Below are 24,771 nucleotides of genomic sequence, written 5' to 3'. Positions count from 1 at the left end.
ATAAATCCCGCCACTACAATGTTTAACAAAACTTAAAAAAAACAAATAACTTTTGACACTTTTTTTCTTAAAATCCTTTATTTCATGCATGTTTATCTAATGTTACACCAATATTACAAAAAAAGAGTATTGTTACAAAGAATGTAACAATACTCCCAAGTTAAACCATATTTTTTATACATAAAAATGAATTTTTATGCATTTTTTGAATTCTTTACTGGTTTCCATAATCCCATAATTACACCGGCTATTACCGCACCAATTACTACAGATAGAACGTAGAATAATTTATGATCAGCTAACGCAATTACCCATATACCACCATGAGGAGCCGGAACACTAACCTTCCAAAGTTGACTTAGTCCACCACCGATTGCTGAACCAATAATACTTGATCCAATTACACGAAGAGGATCAGCAGTTGCGAATGGAATGGCACCTTCAGTAATAAATGATAGTCCCAGAACCCAGTTTGAAATTCCAGCTTCACGTTCTTGTGCCGTAAATTTCTTAGGCCAAAATGTTGTGGCAATTGCTGTAGCTAAAGGTGGAATCATCCCACCCACCATTACAGCAGCCATCAAATCACCATTTTTAGTTGAAGTAAACGCTGCAATCGCAAACGCATAAGCAGCCTTATTAAATGGACCACCCATATCAATTGACATCATCGCTGCCAGTACAGCACCTAAGAGAACCGCGTTTCCGGTTCCCATGCCTTCTAGCACACCAGTTACCCATGCATTAACGGCCGCAAACACGGGGTTAACTGCAAAGAACATTAATGCGCCAACCAAAAGTAAACTCAAGATTGGATAAATCAACATTGGTTTTAAACCTTCAAGTGTCTTAGGAACAAATTTGAATAACTTTTTCAAACCGTTGACAATCAAACCAGCTGCAAAACCAGCAATTAATCCACCAATAAATCCTGAAACACTTGTTGTATGCATTACGCTCGCAGCTGACTGGGTTGCCATATAACCACCCACAACCCCAGGCATTAACGCTGGTAAATCACCAATTGATTGAGCAATAAAACCGGCAAGAATTGGGATCAAGAATGAAAAGGCATAATTACCAATTCCATTAGGGAAAGTAAACCACAAACTAGTTGCTGACGTATATCGCTCAATAAAGAACGAAAGAGCCATGATAATCCCACCACCAACTACAAATGGTAGCATATGAGAAATACCGTTCATTAAATCTTTATAAATTTCATTCCAAAAACCACCGTTTGATGATTCAGATTCTGACGCTTCATTTCCAGTAGAATGGAATGTAGTAGCCTGATTAGCTTCAACCAAGTCAATTAATTCATCAGCTTTATTAATCCCATCAATGACTGGTCGATTTAAAAGTGGTTTACCATCGAAACGCGCCATTTCAACTTTTTTATCTGCTGTAATGATAACTCCATCAGCTCGTTCAATATCTTCATTAGTTAAACGATGCTTTACACCTTCGGAACCATTTGTTTCAACTTTGATCTCGATTCCTTTTTCCTTAGCCGCCTTTTTCAAAGCAGCCTCAGCCATATAAGTATGAGCAATCCCATTAGGACAAGCTGAAACCGCAACAATAAAGGACTTTTTATCTGAATCGACTGGTTCAGTTGTTTCAGCATCATGTGAATCTTCTACATCTTTTGCTGCTTCTGCAGCTTCAAATAATGCTAAGACATCCGCTGGAGTTTCAGCGTTCTTCAATTTTCCTACCAACTCTGGGTCAATCAGCAAACTAGATAGTTTAGCTAAGGCCTGTAGATGCGCGTTATTCGCCCCCTCTGGAGCAGCAATCATGAAGAATAATTTTACAGGTTTTCCATCCAAGGCATCAAAATCCACCCCATTACTACTTTTAGCAAATAACACCGCTGCCTCATTAACAGCATTAGTCTTAGCATGAGGCATCGCAATCTCATCACCAATACCAGTTGTTGATTCAGCTTCACGATCTAGAATACCTTTAAGATAGGTCGCACGATCGGTAACAATTCCTTCACTAACGTATTTATCAATCATTTCGTTAATTGCATCCGGTTTTGAATCTGCTTTTAGATCCATAATCATTAAGTTTTTCTTGAGTAAATCTTTAATCTCCATAATTTTACCCCTTACTTTTCAAAGACATCAATTTCGTTAAAAATCTCGTCAATTTTTTTATTAGTTGCAATATCCAGTGAAAATGCTGTGGCACTTCCACACGCTAAACCTTTTTTAAAGGCTTTTTCTAAATCATGTGACTGATTGAATTCTCCAACAAATCCAGCCAACATTGAGTCCCCAGCTCCTACAGAATTTAAGACTTTGCCTTTTGGAGCAAAACTTCTAAGCACACGATCCTTGGAAACTAGCATCCCACCTTCACCAGCCATTGAAATCATGACATTTTGAGCGCCCATTTCAATTAACTTTTTAGCATACTTCTCAATATCTGCATCGGTGGTTACTTCCGTATGAAATAATTCTCCAAGTTCATGGTTATTTGGCTTGATAACGATTGGATTATTTTCTAAGGTATCTAATAGACCCTGTCCCGTAGTATCAACTGCAAATTGCGCCCCATTTGCCTTAATTTTTTTAATTATTTGATCATAAAGGTTCTGAGGTAAATTGGCTGGGATACTTCCTGAAAATACAACAACATCTCCATTGCCAATTTGATTAAATTTGTCGATAAAACTTGCTAATTCTGCATCATCAATATTAGGCCCGAGAGCATTTAATTCTGTTTCTTGTTGAGCATGAATTTTTACATTAATCCTAGTATCTTCTTTAATCTCAACAAAATCGGTTTGCACATTCAATCTTGTTAATGCATCATTCACAAATTTCCCAGTAAATCCTCCTAGAAAACCTAACGCTGTGTTAGACACATTTAATTCATTTAAAATTCTTGAAACATTAATCCCTTTTCCACCCGGAAATTTACTTGATGTCTTCAAGCGATTGACCAAGCCAACTTTCATTTCATCCAGACTGATTACATAATCAATCGATGGGTTAAGTGTAACTGTGTAAATCATTTTTGAACCTCCATATAATATATATTTTCCTCTGCTTTGAGCCATTCTGGACAATGGTCGGCAATAATTGTTGCATCTTGCAATTCTGCAAAACGTACAAATGAAGTCTTATTAAACTTAGAGCTATCTGCTAAAACATAAGCATTTCGACTTCTTTTAATCACTTCTGACTTAATCTGGGCTTCTTGAATATCTGGAGTGGTAAATCCTAATTCTTGGGATACCCCATTGGTTCCCATGAAACATCGATCAAATTGAAATGTTCGAATCCGATCCGTTACCTCTGATCCAATCAAAGCCCGGGTTTTATTTTTTAATTGGCCACCAACTAGATACGCATTGATATCAAAATCTGACAGTAATCCAGCAATCGTCAATCCATTGGTTACAACTAACAGTCCCTCGCTTTCTGCCAAGTATGGAATGATCGTTGCAGTGGAAGTTCCGGCATCCAGAAAAATAATCTCTCCACTTTGAACCAGTTCTGCAGCTTGTCGCCCAATTTCATTTTTTTCTAATAGATTCATTTTCGATTTAACTTGAAAATCCGTTTCGGTTTGAAGCCCATTTTCAAGTTGAGCTCCACCATGAACACGGACTAGCTTTCCTTCTGCTTCAAGTTTTTTTAAATCTCGACGAACCGTAGAAATTGATGATTGATTTGCATGCATAATTTCATCAACTTTGATAACTTGTTTCTCTCTTAATAAACGTAAAATATTTCGTTCTCGAAGTTCTGTAAGCACTTTCATCAACCTCCATAGAAGAATATACCATCATTTTAGTTCAAAATCAATCAAATTAATTCAAAAAAATTCAATTTCGTTCATTTTACATCAAAAAAAGACGCCTATCACTTGATAGACGACTTCTAAATTATTCAATTTCACTTTCAATAACTTCTTTAGGGTTTCTAGGATGATGCTGCTTTAATTGAATTCCTAATAAATCAATGAAGAAAGCGACGGTAGGAATACCAACAATCAACCCCCAAGTTCCCAACATTTTTGCTCCAATAATTAAAGTAATGAAGGTTACAAAGACCGGCAAATCAGTGGCACCCGCCATCAATCTTGGGTGTAGAAAGTATGATTCAAAAAAGTGTATCAATATTACTAAACAAAGCACTTCTGCAATTGAGATAATACCATTGGCCGAAAAAGCAACAATTGACAAGGGGATTAATGAAATTAAAACTCCAGCAACGGGGACTAAACCTAGAACAAAGACAATAATAGCCATTAATAGTAGTTTAGGCACCCCAATTATCCATAAACCAATCACCATCAAACCGGTATTGATAATACAAATTACTAATTGGGTTTCAATTACCGTACCTAGTATCACTACGTACTTACGAAGTAAGTAGTATACATTTCCGAACATGATATCATACTTACTCTTTAAAATAGCATGCCCAAATTCACGTAAATGGTTGTAAGTTAAATTAAATACCATACTTAGAAATAACGCAATTATAACGTGTTCCGCAGCAATCCCGATCCTGCCAAGCTGATTTAACCCAGACATTGCGATGTATTGACTTCCTTTCACCGCTTGTGAGTTTCTATTTATCTCAGTAAGGATTGTTTGAACATAGTGGTTACTAAACGTATCACTGTCAATAGCATGTTTAATTAAAGAAGGAATTCCTTTTAATTGATCATAAATCATCGAGGCCGTAAAAGAAAAAACAAAGCCCGCAAAGGCCAGTAAAACAATATAAAAAATTATTGTACCAATTGGCTGACTAACCTTGGTGTATTTTCTAATCTTTTGAATTCCCACGTGTGACACAAAGGAAAAAATTACTACCAATAAAATTTGCGACATAAAATCTCTTAATAAAAATATTATCAATATTAGCGCTACTAGCGTTGCCCAAAGTTGAACAGATTTTTTATGCCATTGTTGAACTAATATATCCATTGAATTCCTCCAAATAAAAAGACCTGCACAAATTATAATCTGCAACAGATCTTAATCGAAAATTTAAAAAGTTATTTAACACTTATTTAATTATTTTTGGCTTTTAAATAATGGAGCAAGTGGTTCATTATCATAAATCATCTTAATTGCATTTCCTAAAAGTGGTCCTACAGATAATTCAACTAACTTATCAAATTTCTTATCAGCATCAATTCTAATTGAATCAGTAACAATGATTTTAGACAATTTGGATTCTTGTAAAATTTTAGGTGCATTATTAGAAAAGATTGCATGAGTTGCAGCACCATATACCTCAGTTGCTCCTGCGTTATGGAGGGCTTCCGCTGAAATCGTCAAGCGTGTTCCTGTGTCAATCATATCATCGACAACCAAAGCAATTTTATTTTTAACATTTCCAATGATTTCAGTCGGAATTTCATTAATACTTTCCACAGATTCTTCATTACGATTATCAATAATTGCAATGGGTGTGCCTAATAATTCAGCCATGGTTCTAGCTCTAGAAACACTAGCGTGATCAGGTGAAACTACAACCATATTTTCGACATCAAAACTCCCATCACTAAAATAACTTGCTAACAATGGAGCAGCGGCAAGATGGTCAACTGGAACATCGAAAAATCCTTGAATTTGTGGAGCATGTAAATCAAGCGTCAGAACACGAGTAATTGCATCATCTTCCAAAAGATTAGCAATTAATTTAGCTGTAATTGGTTCCCGTGAACGAGCTTTGCGATCCTGTCTAGAGTATCCATAATATGGAATAACAACATTAATTTGGCTAGCACTAGCACGACGCAAAGCATCAACCATAATTAATAATTCCATCAATGAATCATTAATAGGGTCTGAAATGGATTGAATTACATAAACTTCATCCCCGCGAATACTTTCTTCAATATTTACTTGGATTTCGCCATCACTAAATTGCTTAATAGCAGCTTTTCCTAAAGGCATTCCCACCTCTGCAGCAATTTTTTCAGATAAAGCATGATTTGAATTCAAGGAGAATATTTTCATTCTTCTTTTTGTTTTACTTTCTTCCACAGCTGAACCTCCAATTATTATCTACCTATCATTATAGACAACTTAGGCTACACACTTCAAGATATTAACTAAATAAAATCATACGGTGTGACCCCTTCCATTCCAATCATTGGGTCTACCTGTTCTTTTTGAACCATCGACGTAGTTAAATACTTTGGTTGCTCTACTTCCACTGGCTCTGACGTTGATTGCTCTTGATCAACTGGTTCTGATACTTGTATTTGGTTTACTTTTTCAGCTAAAACTTCTACTTGCGGATTAATTCGACGTTCTAAACTGGTATTTCGATTAGATGATTCATTGCTTACCGCTCTTTGGTAAGCATCAGGTTCACCCAACAAAATAATCGAATTGGACGCACGAGTTAGCCCTGTATATAAGAGGTTGCGTTGTAACATTCGATAGTATTGATGCACCATAGGCATAATCACCACCGGAAATTCACTACCTTGTGATTTATGAATCGAAATACAATATGCCAAGGTCAATTGTCCAAGGTCAGTTTTAGCATACGTAACCTCATTTCCATCATAGTCAACGACTAGATGAGCTCTGCCTTTGCCTTGCTTTTCCATAACGATTCCGGTAATTTCGCCAATATCACCATTAAAGATATTATTTTCAGGTGAATTAACCAATTGCAAAACTTTATCACCAATTCTAAAAGTTTGATTGCCAGATTCGATTTTCTTCGGTTTATCCGTTTGAGGTGGATTTAAAACTTTTTGTAGATGTCGGTTAATTTCATCTACTCCTGCACTACCTCGATACATCGGTGCTAAAACTTGAATATCATTCTTAGAAATCCCTTTATCTACAGCTTTTTGCGCGATTTGATCTATTGCGTCAACAATTTGATTAGCGTTGGCTAGAAAGAAGGATTTATCTTTTTTATTTTTGGTAAAATCTTCAGGTAATACCCCTTTTTGGATATCGTGGGCTAACTGAATAATCGATGAATCTTGTTCTTGACGATAAATTTTTGTTAACGAAATGGTTGGAATTTTACCACTTTTAATTAAATCATTAAATATTTGTCCTGGTCCAACTGATGGTAATTGGTCTTTATCTCCTACCAATACCACTTGCATATCTGGATTAATGGCATTAACCAACGTACTAAATAATCCAGTATCAACCATAGACATCTCGTCGATAACTAACAAATCGCCTTCAAGCTGCTTTATTTCATCATTCTGGAGATCGTCATTACCATTTAACCCTAGCAAACGATGAATAGTTTTAGCTGGTACATTCGTAACTTGGCTTAATCTTTTAGCTGCTCGACCAGTTGGGGCTGCTAACTGAATGGGGAATTTACTTTCCGTATATTCGTTAATATCCAACGAAATATCATTTAATTCTGCAAAGCTATTAATTAACCCCTTAACAATTGTAGTCTTCCCTGTCCCTGGGCCACCAGTAATAATTGTCAGAGGATGTGAAAGTGCAAGTTCAATCGCTGCATTCTGCGTATCATCATACTTTAAATTTAGATTCTTTTCAGCGGCTTTGATTGCCCGCTTAATACCTTTAACGTTCGAATTCGATTCACCGACCATGCGTTTAACGTTATAACTAATAGCGACCTCAGCATTATATAACCATTTCAGATAAATTTGGCCGTCCTCACCTACGACTTTTCCATCTTTACCTAGCTGTAAAACTTGATCTGCAATAGCTTCAGCATTTACAGCCGTACCTAAAAGCTTTCGGGCTTCTTGGAGTAGCATATCTGCCAAAATATAAGTATCACCTGTGGCATTACACCAAGTTTTAATTGCTTCTAAAATTCCTGCTTGAATTCGTTTTTCAAAATCCGGTTTAATATTTAAGCTAGCAGCGATAGCATCAGCTCGTTTAAAACCAATATTTTCGATATCCTCGACCAATCGGTAGGGATTCTCTTCAATGATGTTAATTGCATCCTCATGGTATTTATTTACGATACTACTAGCAATTTTTCCTGTAATCCCCATATCACTGAGCTTTATAAGGATATCCTCTAATCCATTGGACTGGTCCAAAACCGATACAATCATATCAATTTGCTTTTCTTTAAGGTTTAGACCGTTTAAAACTCCAGGGTCTTTCTTAATTTCATTAAGTGCATCCGATCCCAAAGCTTCAACAATTTTTTCAGCGGTTTTCGTTCCAATTCCTTTGAATTGTGGTCCCGACAAATATGTAACAACACCATCTTCTGTATTTGGCATAAACGCTCGATATTGATTAGCTTGAATTTGCATACCATACTTAGGATGTGCAATTAGTTTTCCATTAAATTGATACTTCTGTCCTTCTTGTACGTCACCAATATTTCCAGTAACGACAATCTGCTCTTCGGACCAGTCAAAATCATCTTCTTCTACAGTAACCAGGAGCACTTTAAATAAACTATCTGGGCTCTCAAAAAAGACCGCACTAATTTCACCAATCAGTTCGACCATCTTATTTTGAGACTGCTTTTTTGGGTCAGCATCGCCAAATAAATTCATTTTCTCAAATGCCATTAAACATCTTCCTTAGATTCACTTAGTAATTTATCGATATCAATTAATCGTTGTTTGCTACTTTCAAAATACGTTTTATCAATTTTTTTTGCTTGTTCAAAATAAATGTTTGTTTTCTTTTTAGTTAACGTCATTTCAACTACGCCACGGTTAAATAGTAACTTAGCTGTATTTTTATTTTCTAACGCCGCATCATAATACTTTTGGGCCCTTGGAGCATCCCCTAGGGCTAAATTAACATCACCCATTAATTCATTTGTATCAGCATCGTGGGGATTCTGTTCTAACGCAGTTAGTCCAAAAGCAAAAGCTAATTTGTACTGACTTTGAGCATAGTAACCCTGAGCAATCATTAAATTAGCATCTTTTTTTAGATGTGCATCTTTAATAGTTTGAAATTCTACATTAGCCTTCTCATAGAGTCCAGATTCATAATAAACATTTCCCAAACCGTATGTTAATAAATCGACGCTATGCGAATCTTTAAATAAACCTCGAGCTTTTACTAAAAGTTCTTCAGCTTGGTCAAAACTTTGTTGCTTAACCAAAACCGTAGCTAACGCATAATAATTTTCAGCTTCTTGCGGATTTTGATCGATTTTATCAATCAAATCTTTAACTATATCTTGTTTTTTCTTATCTTCAGTCATTTTTTCACCTACATTAAATTACATCTGTTGGGTCAATGCGCTTCTTTAAGTAACTAGTATTATTCCAATCAACTAATTCAAAAGACTTTCCTAAGTCATTACTTGCTAGGACAGTCGTACTCGTATTGGCTAAACCGCCACGTTTCCTTAAATCAGCTAACGGAACCTCTAATAGTGAATTAATTAGAGCATTTAAAGCCGCTCCGTGGCTTACTATAATTACATTATCATTTTTAGCAGGATACTTTTCACAAATACGCAAAATAGTAGGTTTCATACGTTTTACTAAATGTTGAAAAGTTTCTCCCTTAATTTTGGTAGGATCATAACGATCTGGGTGGTTTCTGAATGCATCCACTTCATCTGTATATTCCCGCTCAACATCGACGAATTTCATTCCTTCCATAATACCTAGATTGAACTCTTTTAACCTACTAGAAATAGTAATTGGCGTTGGATAACCTTGTAATTCATCCAACTCATGTTGTAATGTCGTAGCTGTTACTCTAGCACGTCGTAAAGGACTGGCATAAATATGTTGAAATTTATTAGGTGCAAGAAAACTAGCTAATTGTGAAATTTCCGTGTAGCTTTCTTTCAATAGTGGAGAATCACCATTGGCACCTTGATAGCGTCCCTCTAAATTCCATTCTGTTTTACCGTGTCTAATAAAATATAATTTCGTCAAAATTCTTGTCCTTCTTTTACATAGTTACTAATAATTTTAACATTAAATGAATCCTAGGTTACCAAAAAACAAAAAAAGAACCAGACTAAGTCTGATTCTTTTTAAATTAGATGTATTGTAACATCTTCTTTTCACTATTGTATGCAGCATCAATGATTCCGCCACCAATACATTCCTCACCATCGTAAAGCACAAGTGCTTGTCCAGGAGTAATTGCACGAGCTGGATCATCAAAATCTACTGTAACTTTTGAAAAGTCTTCACTAAAATGAACTGTTACAGGTACATCTTGCGCACGATAACGGAACTTAGCTGTACAGCGGAAATCACGGCCTCGTTCTTCACCTAATTTATTCACAAAATGCATGTCAGATGCATCCAAACTAGCAGCATAAAGATGACTGTTTTCAAAACCTTGTCCAACGTACAAGATATTCTTAGAAAGATCCTTACCAACTACAAACCAAGGCTCGTTATTCTTAGATCCACCACCGATACCAAGTCCACGACGTTGTCCAATAGTATAGTACATTAAGCCAGCATGCTCACCCTTCACTTCACCATCGAGTGTCATCATCTTACCAGCCTTAGCTGGAAGATAATTTCCTAAGAATTCGCGGAAATTTTTCTCACCGATAAAGCAAATACCGACAGAATCCTTCTTATCATAAACTGATAGTCCAGCTTCTTCAGCAACCTTACGAACCTCAGGCTTAATCATTCCACCAAGTGGGAACATTACTCGATCTAACTGTTCAGCACTTAATTGACTTAAGAAGTATGTTTGATCCTTATTGCTATCTGTAGCTCGAAGGAGATGTTGGTGACCATTCTCATCACGCTCAACTTGGGCATAATGTCCAGTAGCTACGTAATCCGCACCTAAACTAATCGCATAGTCAAGGAAAGCTTTAAACTTAATTTCATTATTACAAATAACATCAGGATTTGGTGTACGTCCTTTTTTGTATTCATCTAAGAAATAAGTAAACACTCGGTCCCAATATTCCTTCTCAAAGTTAACAGAATAATAAGGAATACCAATCTTAGCTGCAACTTTTGCAACATCTTTATAATCTTCGGTAGCTGTACAATACCCATTTTCATCAGTATCATCCCAGTTTTTCATGAAAACACCTACTACATCGTATCCCTGCTGCTTTAGCAAGTATGCAACTACAGATGAATCCACACCACCACTCATACCAACAACGACACGTGTCTTACTGTTGTCAGTCATATTTATCACCATCATTTCTATCAGATTCTGGAGAATCTACGATTGAAGGTCGCATAAATCCAGTAAAATCCATTTTATACCAAACACTTATTAAATTCCACCATTAACAAAAAGTTAGTAACTATTTTTTAGCCAATACTTCTCTTTCAAGTAATTCTTGAATCAAAAAATGGTACTGTTCAACTAATGGTGCATCCTGTTCCCGACTAAAAATGTTAACACTTTGCATTCCATTAGCTGTGGTTGTACTCATTTTAAATCCAGAGAAATCTGGTTTAATCATTATCTTTAATTTAATCCCTTGGTTAAAGGGTGAAGTTGAATCTAACGAACGTTCTAAAACGAATGTCCCATTATTCTTAGTTGTGAATCCTAAGTCTAATAAAGTATATTTTTTTATATTAGCATTTAACGTGTAAATGACATTATCGCCCTTAACATTCACTTCTTTAGTAAAAGCCATCTGAACCCCTCGCTTCTATTTATTGCTTATTTGTTTTAATCGTTGTTCAATTGCTACAATCTGATCACACAGATACTCAATATCTTCTTCCGTAGTCTTTTTACCGAAGCTAATTCGAATCGATTCACTAATGCGAGGTGAATCCTCACCATACATCGCCGTCAATACATGTGATGGTTCTAAGCTTCCAGCGGTACAAGCTGATCCACCTGATATAGCGATTCCGGCAAGATCAAGGTTAGTTTGCATTACGTAAGTTGAAACTCCCTTCAACCAAATGTTAAAAACATGTTGGAGGTTGTTTTCATCTAACGAACCATTGATTTCAAATTCAATTTCATTTTCTTTTAAAGTTTGAATGATTTTTTGCTTAAAACCGGCATAACGAGCCTGCAATTGATTCTTTTGGTCTGCATCAAGCAAACTAACAGCCTTAGCAAATCCAGCAATATTGGCAACATTTTCTGTACCTGCACGCCGCTTGTCTTCTTGTTCGCCGCCTAATATAAAGCTATCGAAATTAACTTCGTTGTTTTTATACAAGAAGCCCATCATTTTTGGACCGTTCAACTTGTGGGCTGAAGTTGATAATAAATCAATGTGGTCACGCTTAACATCAATATCTACTAACCCGTAGGCTTGTACTGCATCGGTATGCAATACTGCTTGATGATTTTTCAATATTTCACCAATTTCATGAATTGGCATATGGCTACCAACTTCATTGTTACCAGTCATAATACTTACTAAGATTGTTTGGTCATCTAGCGCATTTTTAAATTCATCCAAACTAATCAATCCATTTTGATCGACCCCTAAATAAGTAACTTCAAATCCCATACTTTCTAAACGACGCATGGGGTTCAAAACTGATGGATGTTCAATTGCAGTAGTAATAATTTTTTTACCTTTATCTTGATTACGTAAAGCGACTTGTGTAATGGCAGTGTTATTACTCTCCGTGCCACCACTAGTAAAGATAATTTCATCATCATTCGCATGAATACTTTGTGCGATTATATGCCTAGCTTCGTCAAGTGTAGCTCGAGCTCGACGACCGAAGCCATGTAAACTAGATGCATTACCCCAGTTATTTAATAATTCATTAGATATTACTTCAACTACCGCGGCATCCGTTGGCGTTGTAGCTGCATTATCTAAATATACTTGTTGCATTATTTATTCCCTTCCATCTTAAATAAATCAATCAGCATTGATGCGGAGCGCTTTCCAGCGTCAATAATAAATTCGTCAAAAGAAACATCCGCATCATCACTACCGGTATCAGACATAGCACGTACCACAATAAATGGTTTGTCAAATTGATGAGCCACCTGTCCGACTGCCGCACCTTCCATTTCACAACATAAAGCATCTGGAAAGTTTTTTAGAATAGTTTTAACTTTATCAGCACTAGCAATAAATTGATCACCAGTAACAATTAGACCTTTTTTTGTATTTAAATTACGATTCTGAGCTGCTAATTCAAATTGATGAATCAATGACGCATCAGCCTTAAATCTAGCACTGTCTTGTTGTGGGAGTTGACCATATTCATAGCCAAATGCTGTTGCATCTACGTCGTGGTACGCCACTTCAGTTGATAGCACCACGTCTCCAACTTCTAGTCCTTCCCCAATTCCGCCTGCAGAACCTGAATGAATTAAGGCATCTGCGTTAAAATTGGTAACTAAAATTGCTGCTGTAATTCCAGCCTCAACTTTACCGATTCCCGAACGCACCAGAACTACATCTACATTACTAATTTTTCCTTCATAAAAAATGATTCCATTGATATTGGTTTCTTTTTCAAGTTCTAGCGTGTCAAGAAGCGTCTTAATTTCTTCTTCCATGGCACAAATTACACCATATTTCATACTTTACTCACCTATCCTACAAAAAATAAAATTAAGAAAACTAATATGATTCCAATTCCTAATCCTGCTATTGCGATGTTTAACTTCTTAGCCAATGCCCGGCTTTTTGCTTCCGACTGTTCGTCTGGATTGAAGCGCTGATCTTTAGTCTCACGCTGTTTTCTTTGGCTACGTGATAATTCTTCATCTACAGTTTGCTCTGCATCTATTTGTTCTGTTTCTTTTTGCAAACTCCTTTGATATTCAGCACGAGTTTGTTTTTTCTTATCCAAAGCCTCACCTACTTAATGTTAGCCTTCCAATAATAAATGGCTAAAATTGTTTTTGCATCTTCAATTTTACCTTCAGCGACAGCTTTTAATGCCTCATCCAATGAAAGTTCAAAAATATTTAAGTTTTCACCTTGATCACGAGGAAGTTCCTTAGTGACTTTCTTTAAATTGGTTGCTTTATACAAAGTCATATATTCATTTGAAAAGCCTGGAGCAGAATAAAAACCGTTAATTTTTTCAATCTTCCCAGCTTCATAGCGGGTTTCTTCGTTCAACTCTCGTTTGGCTGTCTCAAGTAAATCTTCACCCGGTTCAACTTTACCAGCTGGGATTTCAATTGTTAACTTGCCAATTGGTGTACGCCATTGTTCTTCAAAGATTGCCTTACCGTCATTGGTTAAGGCTAAAACTCCCACAGCTCCTTGGTGCTTAACAACATCTCGATTAGCCAATTCGCCGTCTGGTAATTTCACCGTTTGTTGATAAACATCAATAACTTCGCCTTTATATCTTGAAATAGACTCTACTACTTTTTCTTCAAAACTCATTATTATTCAACCTCCTCACGAAAAACTTTAACCGCGATTAACCCTTTAGGTCCATCTGCAAGCATTAATTTAACCTTTTCACCGACTTCTAAAGTTTTATAATCTTCAGATTGAATGACCGTGTAATGCGCGAATACTTTATCTCCACTAGCTGTTTCAATAAATCCATACCCTTTTTCTTTATCAAAGCTTTCTACTGTTCCAGTTTCCAAAATTTAAGCTCCTTTTTTATGTTTGTCATACTACCATCATAATGGTGGAAAACACTTCTGTAAATTAAAAATGATTAGGTTACTCGCCTAATCATTCTTAATTAACTATTTTTCTTCAAATCCTTCAGTAATTGCTTCAGGGTAATTTTCAGTAACGATTTGGGCACAACTAGCACATAGCGTAGCAAAGTGTTCGTCTGAACCAACATCAGTTTTTGTCATTCGGCAACGTTCGCAAACTTCCCCTTGAGCAGGTGTAATTTCGACTGCTAATTGATCATCAAAAATTGCTGCATCTTTTGGAGCTTCTGATAATGCCTTTACTTCTAATTGTGAAACAATCAAAATCAAACGTAAATCAACCCCTAATGTATCTACTAATTGCTTAGTGGATTCGTCTAGGTATAAGGTAGCCTTAGCTTCCATTGATTTACCAATCATTTTACTATCGCGAGCTTCTTCAAGCGCCTTTAATACATGTGAGCGCAGTTCCTTAATACTTTGCCATTTACTTAGTAAATCTGCACCATCCGTATAGTTAGCAACTTCCGGCATTTCAGCTAATTGAACAAATTCTTCTGGTTCACGAAGGTATTCCCAAATTTCTTCTGCTGTATGTGGCAAAATTGGTGTAATTAGTTTTGTTAACCCAACCAGAATTTTGTAGAAAACAGTTTGCATAGAACGACGTTTCAAACTATTTTCAGGTTCAATATAAACGACATCTTTAGCGAAGTCTAAATAGAATGCAGATAGATCCGTAATAATATAATTCAACAATGTTTTGTAGATGTCGATAAAGTCATAGTTATCATATGAAGTACGAATCTTACTAATTAATTCATTGAACTGAACTAGCATATAACGGTCTTCTGGACGCAATTCATTATAATCTACGCCATTTTCCTTTGGATCAAAATCAGATGTATTTGCAAGTAAGTAGCGAACGGTATTGCGAATCTTCTTATATGATTCAGAGGCCTTTACAAAGTTTTCTTGAGAAACTCGGACGTCTGATGAAGAATCAATTGAAGAAACCCAGAGACGAATGATTTCAGCACCCATCTTCTTATTAATTTCATCAGGAACAATGGTATTACCAAGTGATTTACTCATCTTATGGCCCTTACCATCTAAAGTAAATCCTTGTGAAATAACTTTTTTATAAGGAGCCTTGCCTGACACAGCCACGCTTGTAATCAAACTAGAATTGAACCAACCACGGTACTGATCAGAACCTTCCAATACCAAGTCAGCTGGGTATTCAAGATAATCGCGTTGTGCCAAAACTCCTTGATGAGATGACCCTGAATCAAACCAAACATCCATAATATCATTTTCTTTAGTAAACTCGCCATTTGGTGAATGCTCGTTGGAGTAGCCTTCTGGAAGAAGATCCTTTGCTTCCCATTGGAACCAAATATCCGAACCATTCTTCTCGAATAAATCTGCAACGTGATTAATCGTTTCTTTTTCAAGAATTGGTGTACCATCTTCAGCATAGAAAATTGGCAAAGGAACTCCCCAAACACGTTGACGAGAGATAACCCAATCACCACGGTCCCGAATCATATTGTGAAGCCGCTTTTGACCCCAGTCAGGAAGAAATTCAACATCTTCAATAGCTTCCAAAATCTGATCACGAATCTTATCTACAGATGCAAACCATTGAGGCGTTGCGCGGAAAATGATTGGTTTCTTAGTCCGCCAATCAAATGGATAACTATGCACATAGTCCATTTGTTTTAATAAAGCATTAGAAGCTTTTAATTTGTCCAATGCAATTGCATTAGCATCTTCATAAAAGACACCTTCAAAATCTGGTCCAGCTTCAGCTGTCATGTAGCCACGATCATCTACTGGTACAAAAATATCTAATCCATATTCCTTACCTACACGGAAGTCATCTTCACCAAAACCTGGTGCAGTATGAACTAACCCAGTTCCAGAATCCAAAGTAACAAAATCACCTAACATAACAACTAGTTCGCGATCGTTATCAAATGGATGGATAGCCTTGATACGGTCTAATTCACGGCCACGGATAACTTGAAGGGTTTGAACATCTTCCCAACCAAATTGTTCCGCAGCATAATTTAAACGATCTGTAGCAATCACAAATTTACGATCTTCACCGGCTGGTTGAACAACTGAATAATCAAAACCAGCATCAATCGTAATTCCTTCTGAAGCTGGGATTGTCCAAGGTGTCGTTGTCCAAACTACAAAATAAGTGTTTTCATCAAGAACGCCTTTTCCGTCATTAACTTTTTCTGCGTAAAATGCAGATGGTGAAGTAACATCATGATATTCTACTTCTGCTTCGGCCATCGCTGATTCAGATGACCATGACCAGAATACCGGCTTCTTACCACGATAAATTAATCCGAGCTCGGCCATTCGACCAAATGTTCTAATTTCTTGTGCTTCAAATTCCGGATTAAGTGTCAAATATGGATGATCCCATTCAGCCGAAATACCTAAACGTTTAAAATCAGTACGTTGTTTATCAACCTGTTTTAACGCATATTCATGACATAGCTTTCTAAAATCAGCTGTAGACATTTTTTTTCTGTCATAGCCTTCCTTAGTAAGCTGTTGTTCAATTGGAAGTCCATGGGTATCCCAGCCGGGAACGAACGGGCTTCTAAAACCACTCATTGACTTGTAACGAACAATAATATCTTTTGAAATCTTATTCATGGCATGTCCCATATGAATATTTCCATTTGCATATGGAGGCCCATCATGTAAAACGAAGGATGGTTTGCCTTCATTTAATTTTTGACGTTGTTCATAAATTTTATTTTCAGCCCAGATATCTTCACGTTTTTGCTCATTAACTGGAAGATTTCCACGCATTTTAAATTTTGTTTTTCCAAGGTTTAATGTATCTTTAACTCGCACTAAAACCACTCGCCTTTCCAAGTAAAATAAAAAGACTCCATCCCTTAACAGGGACGAAGTCTTCGCGGTACCACCCAAATTTAAAGACCATTAAATGGTCTTCCTCTTTGTAGCACTTAACGGTTGCCAACCGACTAGATTTACTGAATTTCAATCTAGCACTCAAAAGTGATCAACCTTCAAATTACATACTGACCTCCCACCGTCGTCAGCTCGCTAAGATGCTACATTTTGAAGATTCTTCTTTTTTAACGTTTTATTCTTTTGGTTTAACATGGAATCCTTCACTAGTTGGATTACCATTCTCATTATTGTAGTCTTCTGGGAAAACTACAACGGTTTGTTGATCATCTTGTACTTCAGGTTCAACTGCTGGAGTATCTGGAGTAACTTCGACAACTTCTTCTGAGTGTACACTCTCATCTTGGAAGTTGTCAAGCGTACCACTATTACGCATGGCTTCTTTAATTTCACCAATGGTGAGTAGTTCATCTGAACTAAGCAGATTATCCCAGTCGCGTCCCTTAATCATTTGAAGTTGTGACTCTAGTAAAACTTCAAATTTTTGACGGAAACTACGAGCTTGCTTCTTCAAATCATCAGTAGCAATTACAACCTTTTGAGCTTTACCAGCCGCTTCACCGATGTAACTATCAGCTTTCTTATGAGCCGCATCAATTACTGACTTAGCCTCTTTCTGGGCTTCTTTAGAAGTAAATTCGGCTTCGCGTTTTGAACTGATTTTGACTTTATCAGCTGCATCTTGTGCCACCATAATTGACTTATTGAGGGATTCTTTCATCTCATCAAAATAATCAATTCGACTTTTAGCCTCGTTAAGTTGTGAACGAAGTGTATCGATTTCATCATGAAGACGACGCTGTTCAAACGCAACTTCGTCTAAAAATTCATCAACTTCGACTGGATTGTATCCTCGCATTTTATTTGAAAATTGTTTTTGTTGTATATCTTGTGGTTCAATTGACATTTTAATAAAACCCCCATAACTCACTATCTAGTTTTGATTATATCCAGCTGGATCTTAAGTTTATCTTTTTTTGTTTTTCCAAGAATATCAACAAGTTTTATCCTACCATATTTTCGAACTGAAATAACATCATTTAACGCAATTAAAGTATCAGCTTTCTCATCAATCATCCAATTTAATTGAACTAAACGTTTTTCAATCAGTTCTTTCACTCGATGACGAGAGATCGAAAATCCTGTTGAAATAATTGAATCCATTCTTAAAGATGCTACAGTCTGGTTAACAGGCTCCCAATCATCTTGAACTTTTAAAATATCATTTGTTGAAGTAGGAATCAATTTAACTTTTATTTTACCAATTCGATCAATTTCATTTAAAAAGAAATTTTCTAATTCTCCATTGACAGCAAATTGCCAGCGTTCTGCTTGATGAACTATATCACCAAAAGTACTTCGTTTAATACCAGCATTAACCAATGTTCCTAAAATCTGACGATGTTCTAAATCTGTAAAATTAATTGGATAATTAATTTCAAAGATTCTAACAGAAAAATCATCTTCCGCAGGAACAAAATAATCTGGTGTAATCAATGCTCGCTTATTTTCTGCCTCGCTAAACCCTCCATTAAAATAAACCTTTAGTTCAGGAAATCGATTAACTAGGGTTTGGAGAATATGTTGTTCTCGGGGATTTAAAAAATTAGTTAAAATTGGACGATTTTGATCTAAAGCCTCTTGGAGTGAAGATGAAAAGCTCTCAATTAATTCCTGCTCTTCTTTTCTAAAATGCTGTGTAATTTGATTATCCATAGTTAAATTACACCAAGCATTAAGGTTTCAAGAAAAACTAATCCATTTGCACACAGTTCAAGAACTAACAAAGCTAATATCGGCGAAAAATCTATTCCAAAGATAGGTGGAATAAATCTAAACCAACTCATATAAGGCTGACAAATTTTAGTAAGCAACTTTCCCAAGCCGGATTGATAAGCTCCTGGAAGCCAAGACATCAAAACCCACACAAAGATTGCTAACATATACAATTGAATGGCCCAATGTAACAATTGGAAGATTACTGTAATCATTATTTTCTATCACTCATTTCAATATTTTGTCCTAATTGCAATAAACGGGCTTGAGCTTAGCCCAAACCCTTTTATTATATTTTATTTGCCACGACGTTTGAAAAATGGAGGTGTATCCAATGAATCATCGTCAGAGCTAATATTGTTATTATCGTTAAAAGCGTTGAATTCTTTCTTTTCAACATTTCTAAAACTATCGTTATCGCGTGAAGTAGGACGAACCCCATTTGAAGCATTTGATTGACGTAATTGCCAGTCACCAAATGGATCATTAGCAGCTTGAGTAGGTTGTTCACTATTAGATGACGTGTTTAAACTTTCTGTAGAACCAGCACCGCGAATTTCAGTATTATTTGAAACATTTGTTGTAGTAGTATTTACGCTACTGCTTGGTGTTTCAAAAGAGGTGCGTGCTGGTTGACGGTGTAAAGACGCTCTACCAGCTTTTTTATCAATACCTGTAGCAATTACAGTTACTCGTACCCCATCTTGTAAATCATTATCAATAGAAGTACCGAAGATGATATTTACATCATCATTAGCTGCTTCCGTAACAATTTGTGAAGCTGCTTGTGCTTCAAATAATGAAAGGTCTGGACCACCAGTAATATTAAGAAGAACTTGTTCAGCACCATCAATTGATGTTTCGAGCAGTGGCGATGAAATAGCCTTCTTTGTAGCCTCTTCTGTTCTGTTTTCGCCGCTAGCTGAGCCAATTCCCATAAGAGCTGATCCTTGATTTTGCATAACTGTCTTAACATCAGCGAAGTCCAAGTTAACGTAGCCAGGTGATGTAATCAAATCAGAGATACCTTGAACACCTTGACGTAATACATTATCAGCTTCGTTAAATGCTTCCATCATTGGAGTTTTCTTATCAACTAAATCTAGTAAGCGGTTATTAGCAATGATAATAAGCGTATCAACATGTTCTTTAAGATTTGCAACACCTTCTGCTGCAAATCGAGCACGTTTAGGTCCTTCAAATGTAAATGGACGTGTTACCACACCCACCGTTAAAGCACCTTGCTCTTTGGCAATTTGAGCTACCATAGGTGCAGCACCTGTACCGGTACCACCACCCATTCCTGCTGTAACAAAAATCATATCTGCTCCTTCAAGAGCAGAGGAAATGGTTTGTTGACTTTCTTCAGCGGCCTTAGCACCAACATCAGGTGTTGAACCGGCTCCTAGACCTTTAGTTAACTTAGGTCCTAATTGAATCTTAACGTCTGCGTTTGAAGCTTGTAAAGCTTGAACGTCAGTGTTAGCAACGATAAATTCTACTCCCTTTACGCCTTCAGCGATCATGCGGTTAACGGCATTCCCACCACCGCCACCAACACCAATTACCTTGATGTTTGCGCCTGTACTTTTACTTTCGTCCATTGAAAATTCCATGTTAATTCCTCCATCGATTAGTTAGTCAAAGAAATCACTAAACCATTTTTTGATACCATCGAAGCGATTTGAGTTTGCTGTGCTTGATGATGAATTATTAGTTGTTGGCTTAGGCCGTTCTTGTTGTGATTCGGGACGTCTCTCTGATGATTTTGTGCGTTGTTTAAATTTAGGCTTTTCATCAACAACATCATCTTGCAGTGTTTCTGATACGGTTCTTTCGCTTGAAACCATTGCTGTTTTAGCTAAAATCTCAACATCGCTCATGCGACCTTCATAATTCAAAATAGCAAGAGCTTGCGCAAAAGCAGGATGTCTTAGACCCATTTGATCTGGAACATATAGTTTAGCATTTGTTTCAAAAATTCTTTCAACTAACGTTTCGATTCCAGGAAGGGCAGCTCCCCCGCCGGTAATGACGACACCACCCGGCATATCCAGAGCCCCTACTTTTTCTAATTGTTTTTTTATGTTAGTTAATATTTGTTCCATTCGAGCTTCAATAATTTCACTTAAATATTTCTCAGTAACTGCAACCGGTTCATTTTGACCAACAACATTTACTGGAAATGCATCACTACTTGCTTGATCAGCAACAGCATAACCATACTGTTGTTTAATTTGTTCTGCATTATCTAACGAAGTATTTAATACTACCGAGATATCTTTAGTTACAAATTGTCCGCCTTCTTGTTCAACGAACGTGTACTTAAGATGATGATCATGGATCACAGCGGCAGTTGATTGTCCTGCACCCAAATCAAGAGTAATCGTACCAAAATCTTGTTCACCATCATTTAAAATTGTTCTGCCAAGAGCCAGTGGACTAACGACTACATCTACTAATCCTAAACCAGCTTGACGGATTGCGCTCTTTAAATTATGAATAATGGTCTTAGGACCAGTAATCAATCCCCCATTCATCTCAAGTCGAACACCGACCATTCCACGAGGGTCTTTAATGCCATCAAAACCATCAACGATAAATTCGTCAGGTAAAACATCAACCACTTCCTGTTCGGGAGGAAGATTATGTACTGAAGCTGCATTTGAAACTTCAACTACATCTTGATTTCCAATCTCCCTTGAGCTATCTGAGATAGCTATCATACCTCTGACAGGTTCTATTCTTAATAAATTAGCTGGAATACCAGCTACTACGTCGTGGATTTGAATATTTGCCTTGCGTTCTGCAGACTCAACGGCCCTTTTAATTGCAATTGAGGCTTTGTCGATATCAACAATAACACCACGATTTACACCATCTGAGGGCTCTCTTCCCACACCAATAACGTTCATTTGTCCTTTGACATATTCAGCAACAATAACTTTTATTGAGGTGGTTCCAATATCCAGTCCAACGTAAATTCCTGAATTATCCATAATAAAGGAACCTCCTAGTCGTTTAACCGTTTCTTATATATATATTCATCACATATATTAAACAGTTTACCATATTAATATCAATTCTTGTATAAAAATAGGAAATACTTATTCATAAACAATTATTTTTTTAATCAGCTCCAAAACTGATAGTTTTTCAATTAAAAAACTTATTTTAACGCAACCAATAGCACTTAAAAATCGTTTGACCCTTTAGTGGATTAAACGATTTTTATCTAAGAGCATCTTATCCATCTTAAGTTTCAATTTGATGTTAAGAATAAATTAACAGATTTATTAATCTATATCTTGTTGAGTATTTACTGTACTTTCAGCATTTGAGCTTTCTAAGTCTTCTTTACTTTGTGAGCTTGCTGAATTAATTGTTTCGGTTGAATCTGCTGAAGCACTGGTAGAATCGGCACTTTCACTATTTTGTGTCGTTTTTTCCTGCTTTTTAGCTTTGCTACTAGATTCGGCACTTTTAGACGATTCACTGGCTGCTTTAGCCTCATCTGTCCAACCGCTAGGTCTAGAAAAAGCTCCTACTTGTAAATCAACCATTCCCCGTTCTTTCATACTTGCTGAAATTTCGGGGTAATACTTCATTTTTTTAGCAAACGTACTCATAATAGCGTACACTTGATTTCCATCATTCATGAAAAAATGTAGACGATCCTTAACATTTTTAGTCGGTGAAAAATCGACTTCTGCTACATCATTTTGAACACTATTTGGCATCTGGGCATATTCCTTCAAAAACTTTTTAAGTGTACTATTTTCTTGGAAATTTCTGAAGATTGGGTAATCCGAACTTGGTTGACTAACACTCTTCCTAACAACCGAACCATCTTGTTTTACGGTGTAATAAGTCTTGTTTCTTATTACATATCCCATGACCGCGTTTTCTTTAACTTTAATTTTAACTTTGCCACTCCATGAAATGGATACGGTAGCATCTTTGATGTCTGTATTTTTCTTTAAAAGATTATTTTCAAATTTTCCTTCCTTAAATATGGAAGTTAAAATTACATCATTTTTTTTGATAGACACATTTTTTAAAATTTTAGCAGTGGAAACACGCTTATTACCGCTTACACTAAATTTTTGAACTCGACTAATTGAAGAATAAAAATAACCAAAAAATAAGGCGATCACTATCAACGTACTTCCAATTAATATTCCCAGTTTTTGTCTGGAAAGCCGTTGTTCTTTTACTATTCTTTTGGTGCCTTTTTTATTTGATTTTTTAACCTTGTTTCGATTATTTCTTCTAAAAGAAGCTTGAGGTTCGCGTGGATTTTTCGAAGTGGCTTTGCGTTTCCGCTTAAATCTGCTTCTACTATTTGCATTATGTTCTTTTTGATATTTGGCCCACGGAGTTAATTCTTCATCCTTCTTCTTTTTCATCTTACTACCTATATCTACTTACTAACCGATTTCAAAACATCATAAAGATTTTCAGCAGCACGTGGTTGACCCATTTTCTTAGCGTTTTCTGCCATTACGTTTCGAAATTTCTGATCTAGCATCAATGTATCAAGCGTATTAATCAATGCTTCGGAAGTAAGATCACTTTCTTTGATAATCTCTGCTGCATCATTATTAACCAGACTCATTGCATTTTTTGTTTGATGATCATTGGTTACATATGGGCTAGGAATTAAAATTGACGGTATTCCTAAAGAAGTAATTTCTGCTAAACTAGTTGCTCCAGCTCGCCCCACAATTACTTCCATATTGGAAAGAATTTCTGGCATATTTGCAATGTAAGGTAAAATAGCTATTTTGCCTTGATATTTAGCCAAATCAATATCTTTGGTTAAACGTTCGAAATGAACTCTTCCTGTTACAAATATTGTTTGATATGGACGTTCCATTAATTCTTCCAAGGTGTCGATAGTGACCTGATTAATCTTCTCAGCTCCACGGCTTCCACCAAAAATCAATACGGTAGGCACCTTATCGTCTAGACCAAATTGACTTAGTCCACTTGGTTTAATCTGTGCTACTTCAGTAGCGCGAGGATTACCAGTTAACACAACTTTCTTGGTAGGAAATTGACTTGCAGCCGCCTCAAACGAAATAGCAATTTTTTTAACGAACTTACTCAAAAACTTATTGGTAACGCCAACCACACTATTTTGTTCGTGAATCACAGTAGGTACACCCATCATACTAGCTGCAAATACAACCGCACCACTAACGTAGCCCCCCGTTCCCAAGACTACATCTGGTTTAAATTCCTTAACCATCTTACGCGCTTTAACCACGCTACTTAAGAAAAGTCCGATTGTCTTAAAATTTTCAAGTGAAAGTGAACGTTTGAATCCTTGGATATTTATGGTTTTAAAATCAATTCCACTATCTGGGACAATTTTACTTTCTAATCCCTTACTTGTACCAACGTACAAAATCTGTGAATCAGGTTCACTTTGTTTAACTTGTTTAATCAGTGCTAGGGCTGGATAAATATGTCCACCAGTTCCACCACCAGAAACCATCAGTCTCATTTAA

Annotated in this window: 23 protein-coding genes and 1 other annotated feature; all 23 genes read right to left on the bottom strand. The window is 36.4% G+C overall.

Going from position 1 to position 24,771, the window contains the following annotated elements; all coding sequences use genetic code 11:
- Positions 1 to 194 precede the first annotated feature (194 nt).
- Positions 195 to 2,108, bottom strand: a complete 1,914-nt coding sequence (locus HFC68_RS00285) for a fructose-specific PTS transporter subunit EIIC (RefSeq protein WP_167399566.1) — start codon at positions 2,106 to 2,108, stop codon at positions 195 to 197.
- An 11-nt stretch (positions 2,109 to 2,119) separates the two neighbouring features.
- Positions 2,120 to 3,031: a 1-phosphofructokinase gene (pfkB, locus tag HFC68_RS00280; protein WP_055126305.1), complete on the bottom strand. Its 912-nt coding sequence runs from the start codon at positions 3,029 to 3,031 to the stop codon at positions 2,120 to 2,122.
- Positions 3,028 to 3,783, bottom strand: a complete 756-nt coding sequence (locus HFC68_RS00275) for a DeoR/GlpR family DNA-binding transcription regulator (protein WP_178084808.1) — start codon at positions 3,781 to 3,783, stop codon at positions 3,028 to 3,030. The genes pfkB and HFC68_RS00275 overlap by 4 nt, the downstream gene beginning before the upstream one ends.
- A 124-nt stretch (positions 3,784 to 3,907) precedes the next feature.
- Positions 3,908 to 4,960: an AI-2E family transporter gene (locus HFC68_RS00270; RefSeq protein WP_002833471.1), complete on the bottom strand. Its 1,053-nt coding sequence runs from the start codon at positions 4,958 to 4,960 to the stop codon at positions 3,908 to 3,910.
- A gap of 90 nt (positions 4,961 to 5,050) precedes the next feature.
- On the bottom strand, positions 5,051 to 6,028 hold the full coding sequence (locus HFC68_RS00265; RefSeq protein ID WP_002833472.1) for a ribose-phosphate diphosphokinase: 978 nt from the start codon (positions 6,026 to 6,028) through the stop codon (positions 5,051 to 5,053).
- Between the two features lie 68 nt (positions 6,029 to 6,096).
- A complete protein-coding gene (locus HFC68_RS00260) occupies positions 6,097 to 8,541 on the bottom strand; it encodes an ATP-dependent RecD-like DNA helicase (RefSeq protein ID WP_167399565.1) in 2,445 nt (814 codons plus the stop codon).
- Positions 8,541 to 9,191: a tetratricopeptide repeat protein gene (locus HFC68_RS00255; protein WP_011673534.1), complete on the bottom strand. Its 651-nt coding sequence runs from the start codon at positions 9,189 to 9,191 to the stop codon at positions 8,541 to 8,543. Before HFC68_RS00255 ends, HFC68_RS00260 begins: the two co-directional genes overlap by 1 nt.
- 13 nt (positions 9,192 to 9,204) lie before the next feature.
- Positions 9,205 to 9,879, bottom strand: coding sequence for a histidine phosphatase family protein (locus tag HFC68_RS00250; protein WP_011673535.1), 675 nt, complete (start codon positions 9,877 to 9,879; stop codon positions 9,205 to 9,207).
- Between the two features lie 106 nt (positions 9,880 to 9,985).
- The gene (gene mnmA, locus HFC68_RS00245) at positions 9,986 to 11,131 is read right to left on the bottom strand and encodes a tRNA 2-thiouridine(34) synthase MnmA (RefSeq protein WP_301233043.1); all 1,146 of its coding nucleotides are present in this window, start codon (positions 11,129 to 11,131) and stop codon (positions 9,986 to 9,988) included.
- Positions 11,132 to 11,240: 109 nt separating this feature from the next.
- Positions 11,241 to 11,582 carry a DUF1831 domain-containing protein gene (locus HFC68_RS00240; protein WP_002833479.1) on the bottom strand — a complete coding sequence of 114 codons (342 nt, stop codon included), beginning with the start codon at positions 11,580 to 11,582 and terminating at the stop codon, positions 11,241 to 11,243.
- Positions 11,583 to 11,597: 15 nt separating this feature from the next.
- The gene (locus HFC68_RS00235) at positions 11,598 to 12,758 is read right to left on the bottom strand and encodes a cysteine desulfurase family protein (RefSeq protein ID WP_002833480.1); all 1,161 of its coding nucleotides are present in this window, start codon (positions 12,756 to 12,758) and stop codon (positions 11,598 to 11,600) included.
- Positions 12,758 to 13,459 carry a 5'-methylthioadenosine/adenosylhomocysteine nucleosidase gene (locus HFC68_RS00230; RefSeq protein ID WP_002833481.1) on the bottom strand — a complete coding sequence of 234 codons (702 nt, stop codon included), beginning with the start codon at positions 13,457 to 13,459 and terminating at the stop codon, positions 12,758 to 12,760. Before HFC68_RS00230 ends, HFC68_RS00235 begins: the two co-directional genes overlap by 1 nt.
- 11 nt (positions 13,460 to 13,470) lie before the next feature.
- Positions 13,471 to 13,731: a hypothetical protein gene (locus tag HFC68_RS00225; RefSeq protein ID WP_002833482.1), complete on the bottom strand. Its 261-nt coding sequence runs from the start codon at positions 13,729 to 13,731 to the stop codon at positions 13,471 to 13,473.
- An 8-nt stretch (positions 13,732 to 13,739) separates the two neighbouring features.
- The gene (locus tag HFC68_RS00220; protein ID WP_002833483.1) at positions 13,740 to 14,279 is read right to left on the bottom strand and encodes an NUDIX hydrolase; all 540 of its coding nucleotides are present in this window, start codon (positions 14,277 to 14,279) and stop codon (positions 13,740 to 13,742) included.
- Positions 14,280 to 14,281: 2 nt separating this feature from the next.
- The gene (locus HFC68_RS00215; RefSeq protein ID WP_011673536.1) at positions 14,282 to 14,491 is read right to left on the bottom strand and encodes a cold-shock protein; all 210 of its coding nucleotides are present in this window, start codon (positions 14,489 to 14,491) and stop codon (positions 14,282 to 14,284) included.
- Positions 14,492 to 14,596: 105 nt separating this feature from the next.
- On the bottom strand, positions 14,597 to 17,398 hold the full coding sequence (gene ileS, locus HFC68_RS00210; protein ID WP_011673537.1) for an isoleucine--tRNA ligase: 2,802 nt from the start codon (positions 17,396 to 17,398) through the stop codon (positions 14,597 to 14,599).
- Between the two features lie 46 nt (positions 17,399 to 17,444).
- Positions 17,445 to 17,659, bottom strand: a binding site (T-box leader).
- Complete coding sequence (locus tag HFC68_RS00205; RefSeq protein ID WP_002833486.1) at positions 17,655 to 18,386, bottom strand: DivIVA domain-containing protein; 732 nt, start codon at positions 18,384 to 18,386, stop codon at positions 17,655 to 17,657. It overlaps the preceding feature by 5 nt.
- Before the next feature lie 23 nt (positions 18,387 to 18,409).
- Entirely contained in the window at positions 18,410 to 19,195 is a 786-nt protein-coding gene (locus HFC68_RS00200) for an RNA-binding protein (RefSeq protein ID WP_011673538.1), read from the bottom strand.
- 2 nt (positions 19,196 to 19,197) lie between these two features.
- Complete coding sequence (locus tag HFC68_RS00195) at positions 19,198 to 19,470, bottom strand: YggT family protein (protein WP_011673539.1); 273 nt, start codon at positions 19,468 to 19,470, stop codon at positions 19,198 to 19,200.
- 81 nt (positions 19,471 to 19,551) lie between these two features.
- Positions 19,552 to 20,871 carry a cell division protein FtsZ gene (ftsZ, locus tag HFC68_RS00190; protein WP_002833489.1) on the bottom strand — a complete coding sequence of 440 codons (1,320 nt, stop codon included), beginning with the start codon at positions 20,869 to 20,871 and terminating at the stop codon, positions 19,552 to 19,554.
- Between the two features lie 21 nt (positions 20,872 to 20,892).
- Entirely contained in the window at positions 20,893 to 22,254 is a 1,362-nt protein-coding gene (gene ftsA, locus HFC68_RS00185; RefSeq protein WP_011673540.1) for a cell division protein FtsA, read from the bottom strand.
- A 297-nt stretch (positions 22,255 to 22,551) separates the two neighbouring features.
- A complete protein-coding gene (locus tag HFC68_RS00180; RefSeq protein WP_011673541.1) occupies positions 22,552 to 23,664 on the bottom strand; it encodes a cell division protein FtsQ/DivIB in 1,113 nt (370 codons plus the stop codon).
- Between the two features lie 14 nt (positions 23,665 to 23,678).
- Positions 23,679 to 24,767: an undecaprenyldiphospho-muramoylpentapeptide beta-N-acetylglucosaminyltransferase gene (murG, locus tag HFC68_RS00175; RefSeq protein WP_011673542.1), complete on the bottom strand. Its 1,089-nt coding sequence runs from the start codon at positions 24,765 to 24,767 to the stop codon at positions 23,679 to 23,681.
- Positions 24,768 to 24,771 lie beyond the last annotated feature (4 nt).

The organism is Pediococcus sp. EKM201D (assembly GCF_011800215.1).
GTDB classification, from domain to species: domain Bacteria; phylum Bacillota; class Bacilli; order Lactobacillales; family Lactobacillaceae; genus Pediococcus; species Pediococcus pentosaceus.
Note: the sequence above shows the minus strand (reverse complement) of the source record. Positions and strands in the feature narration are given on the sequence as shown.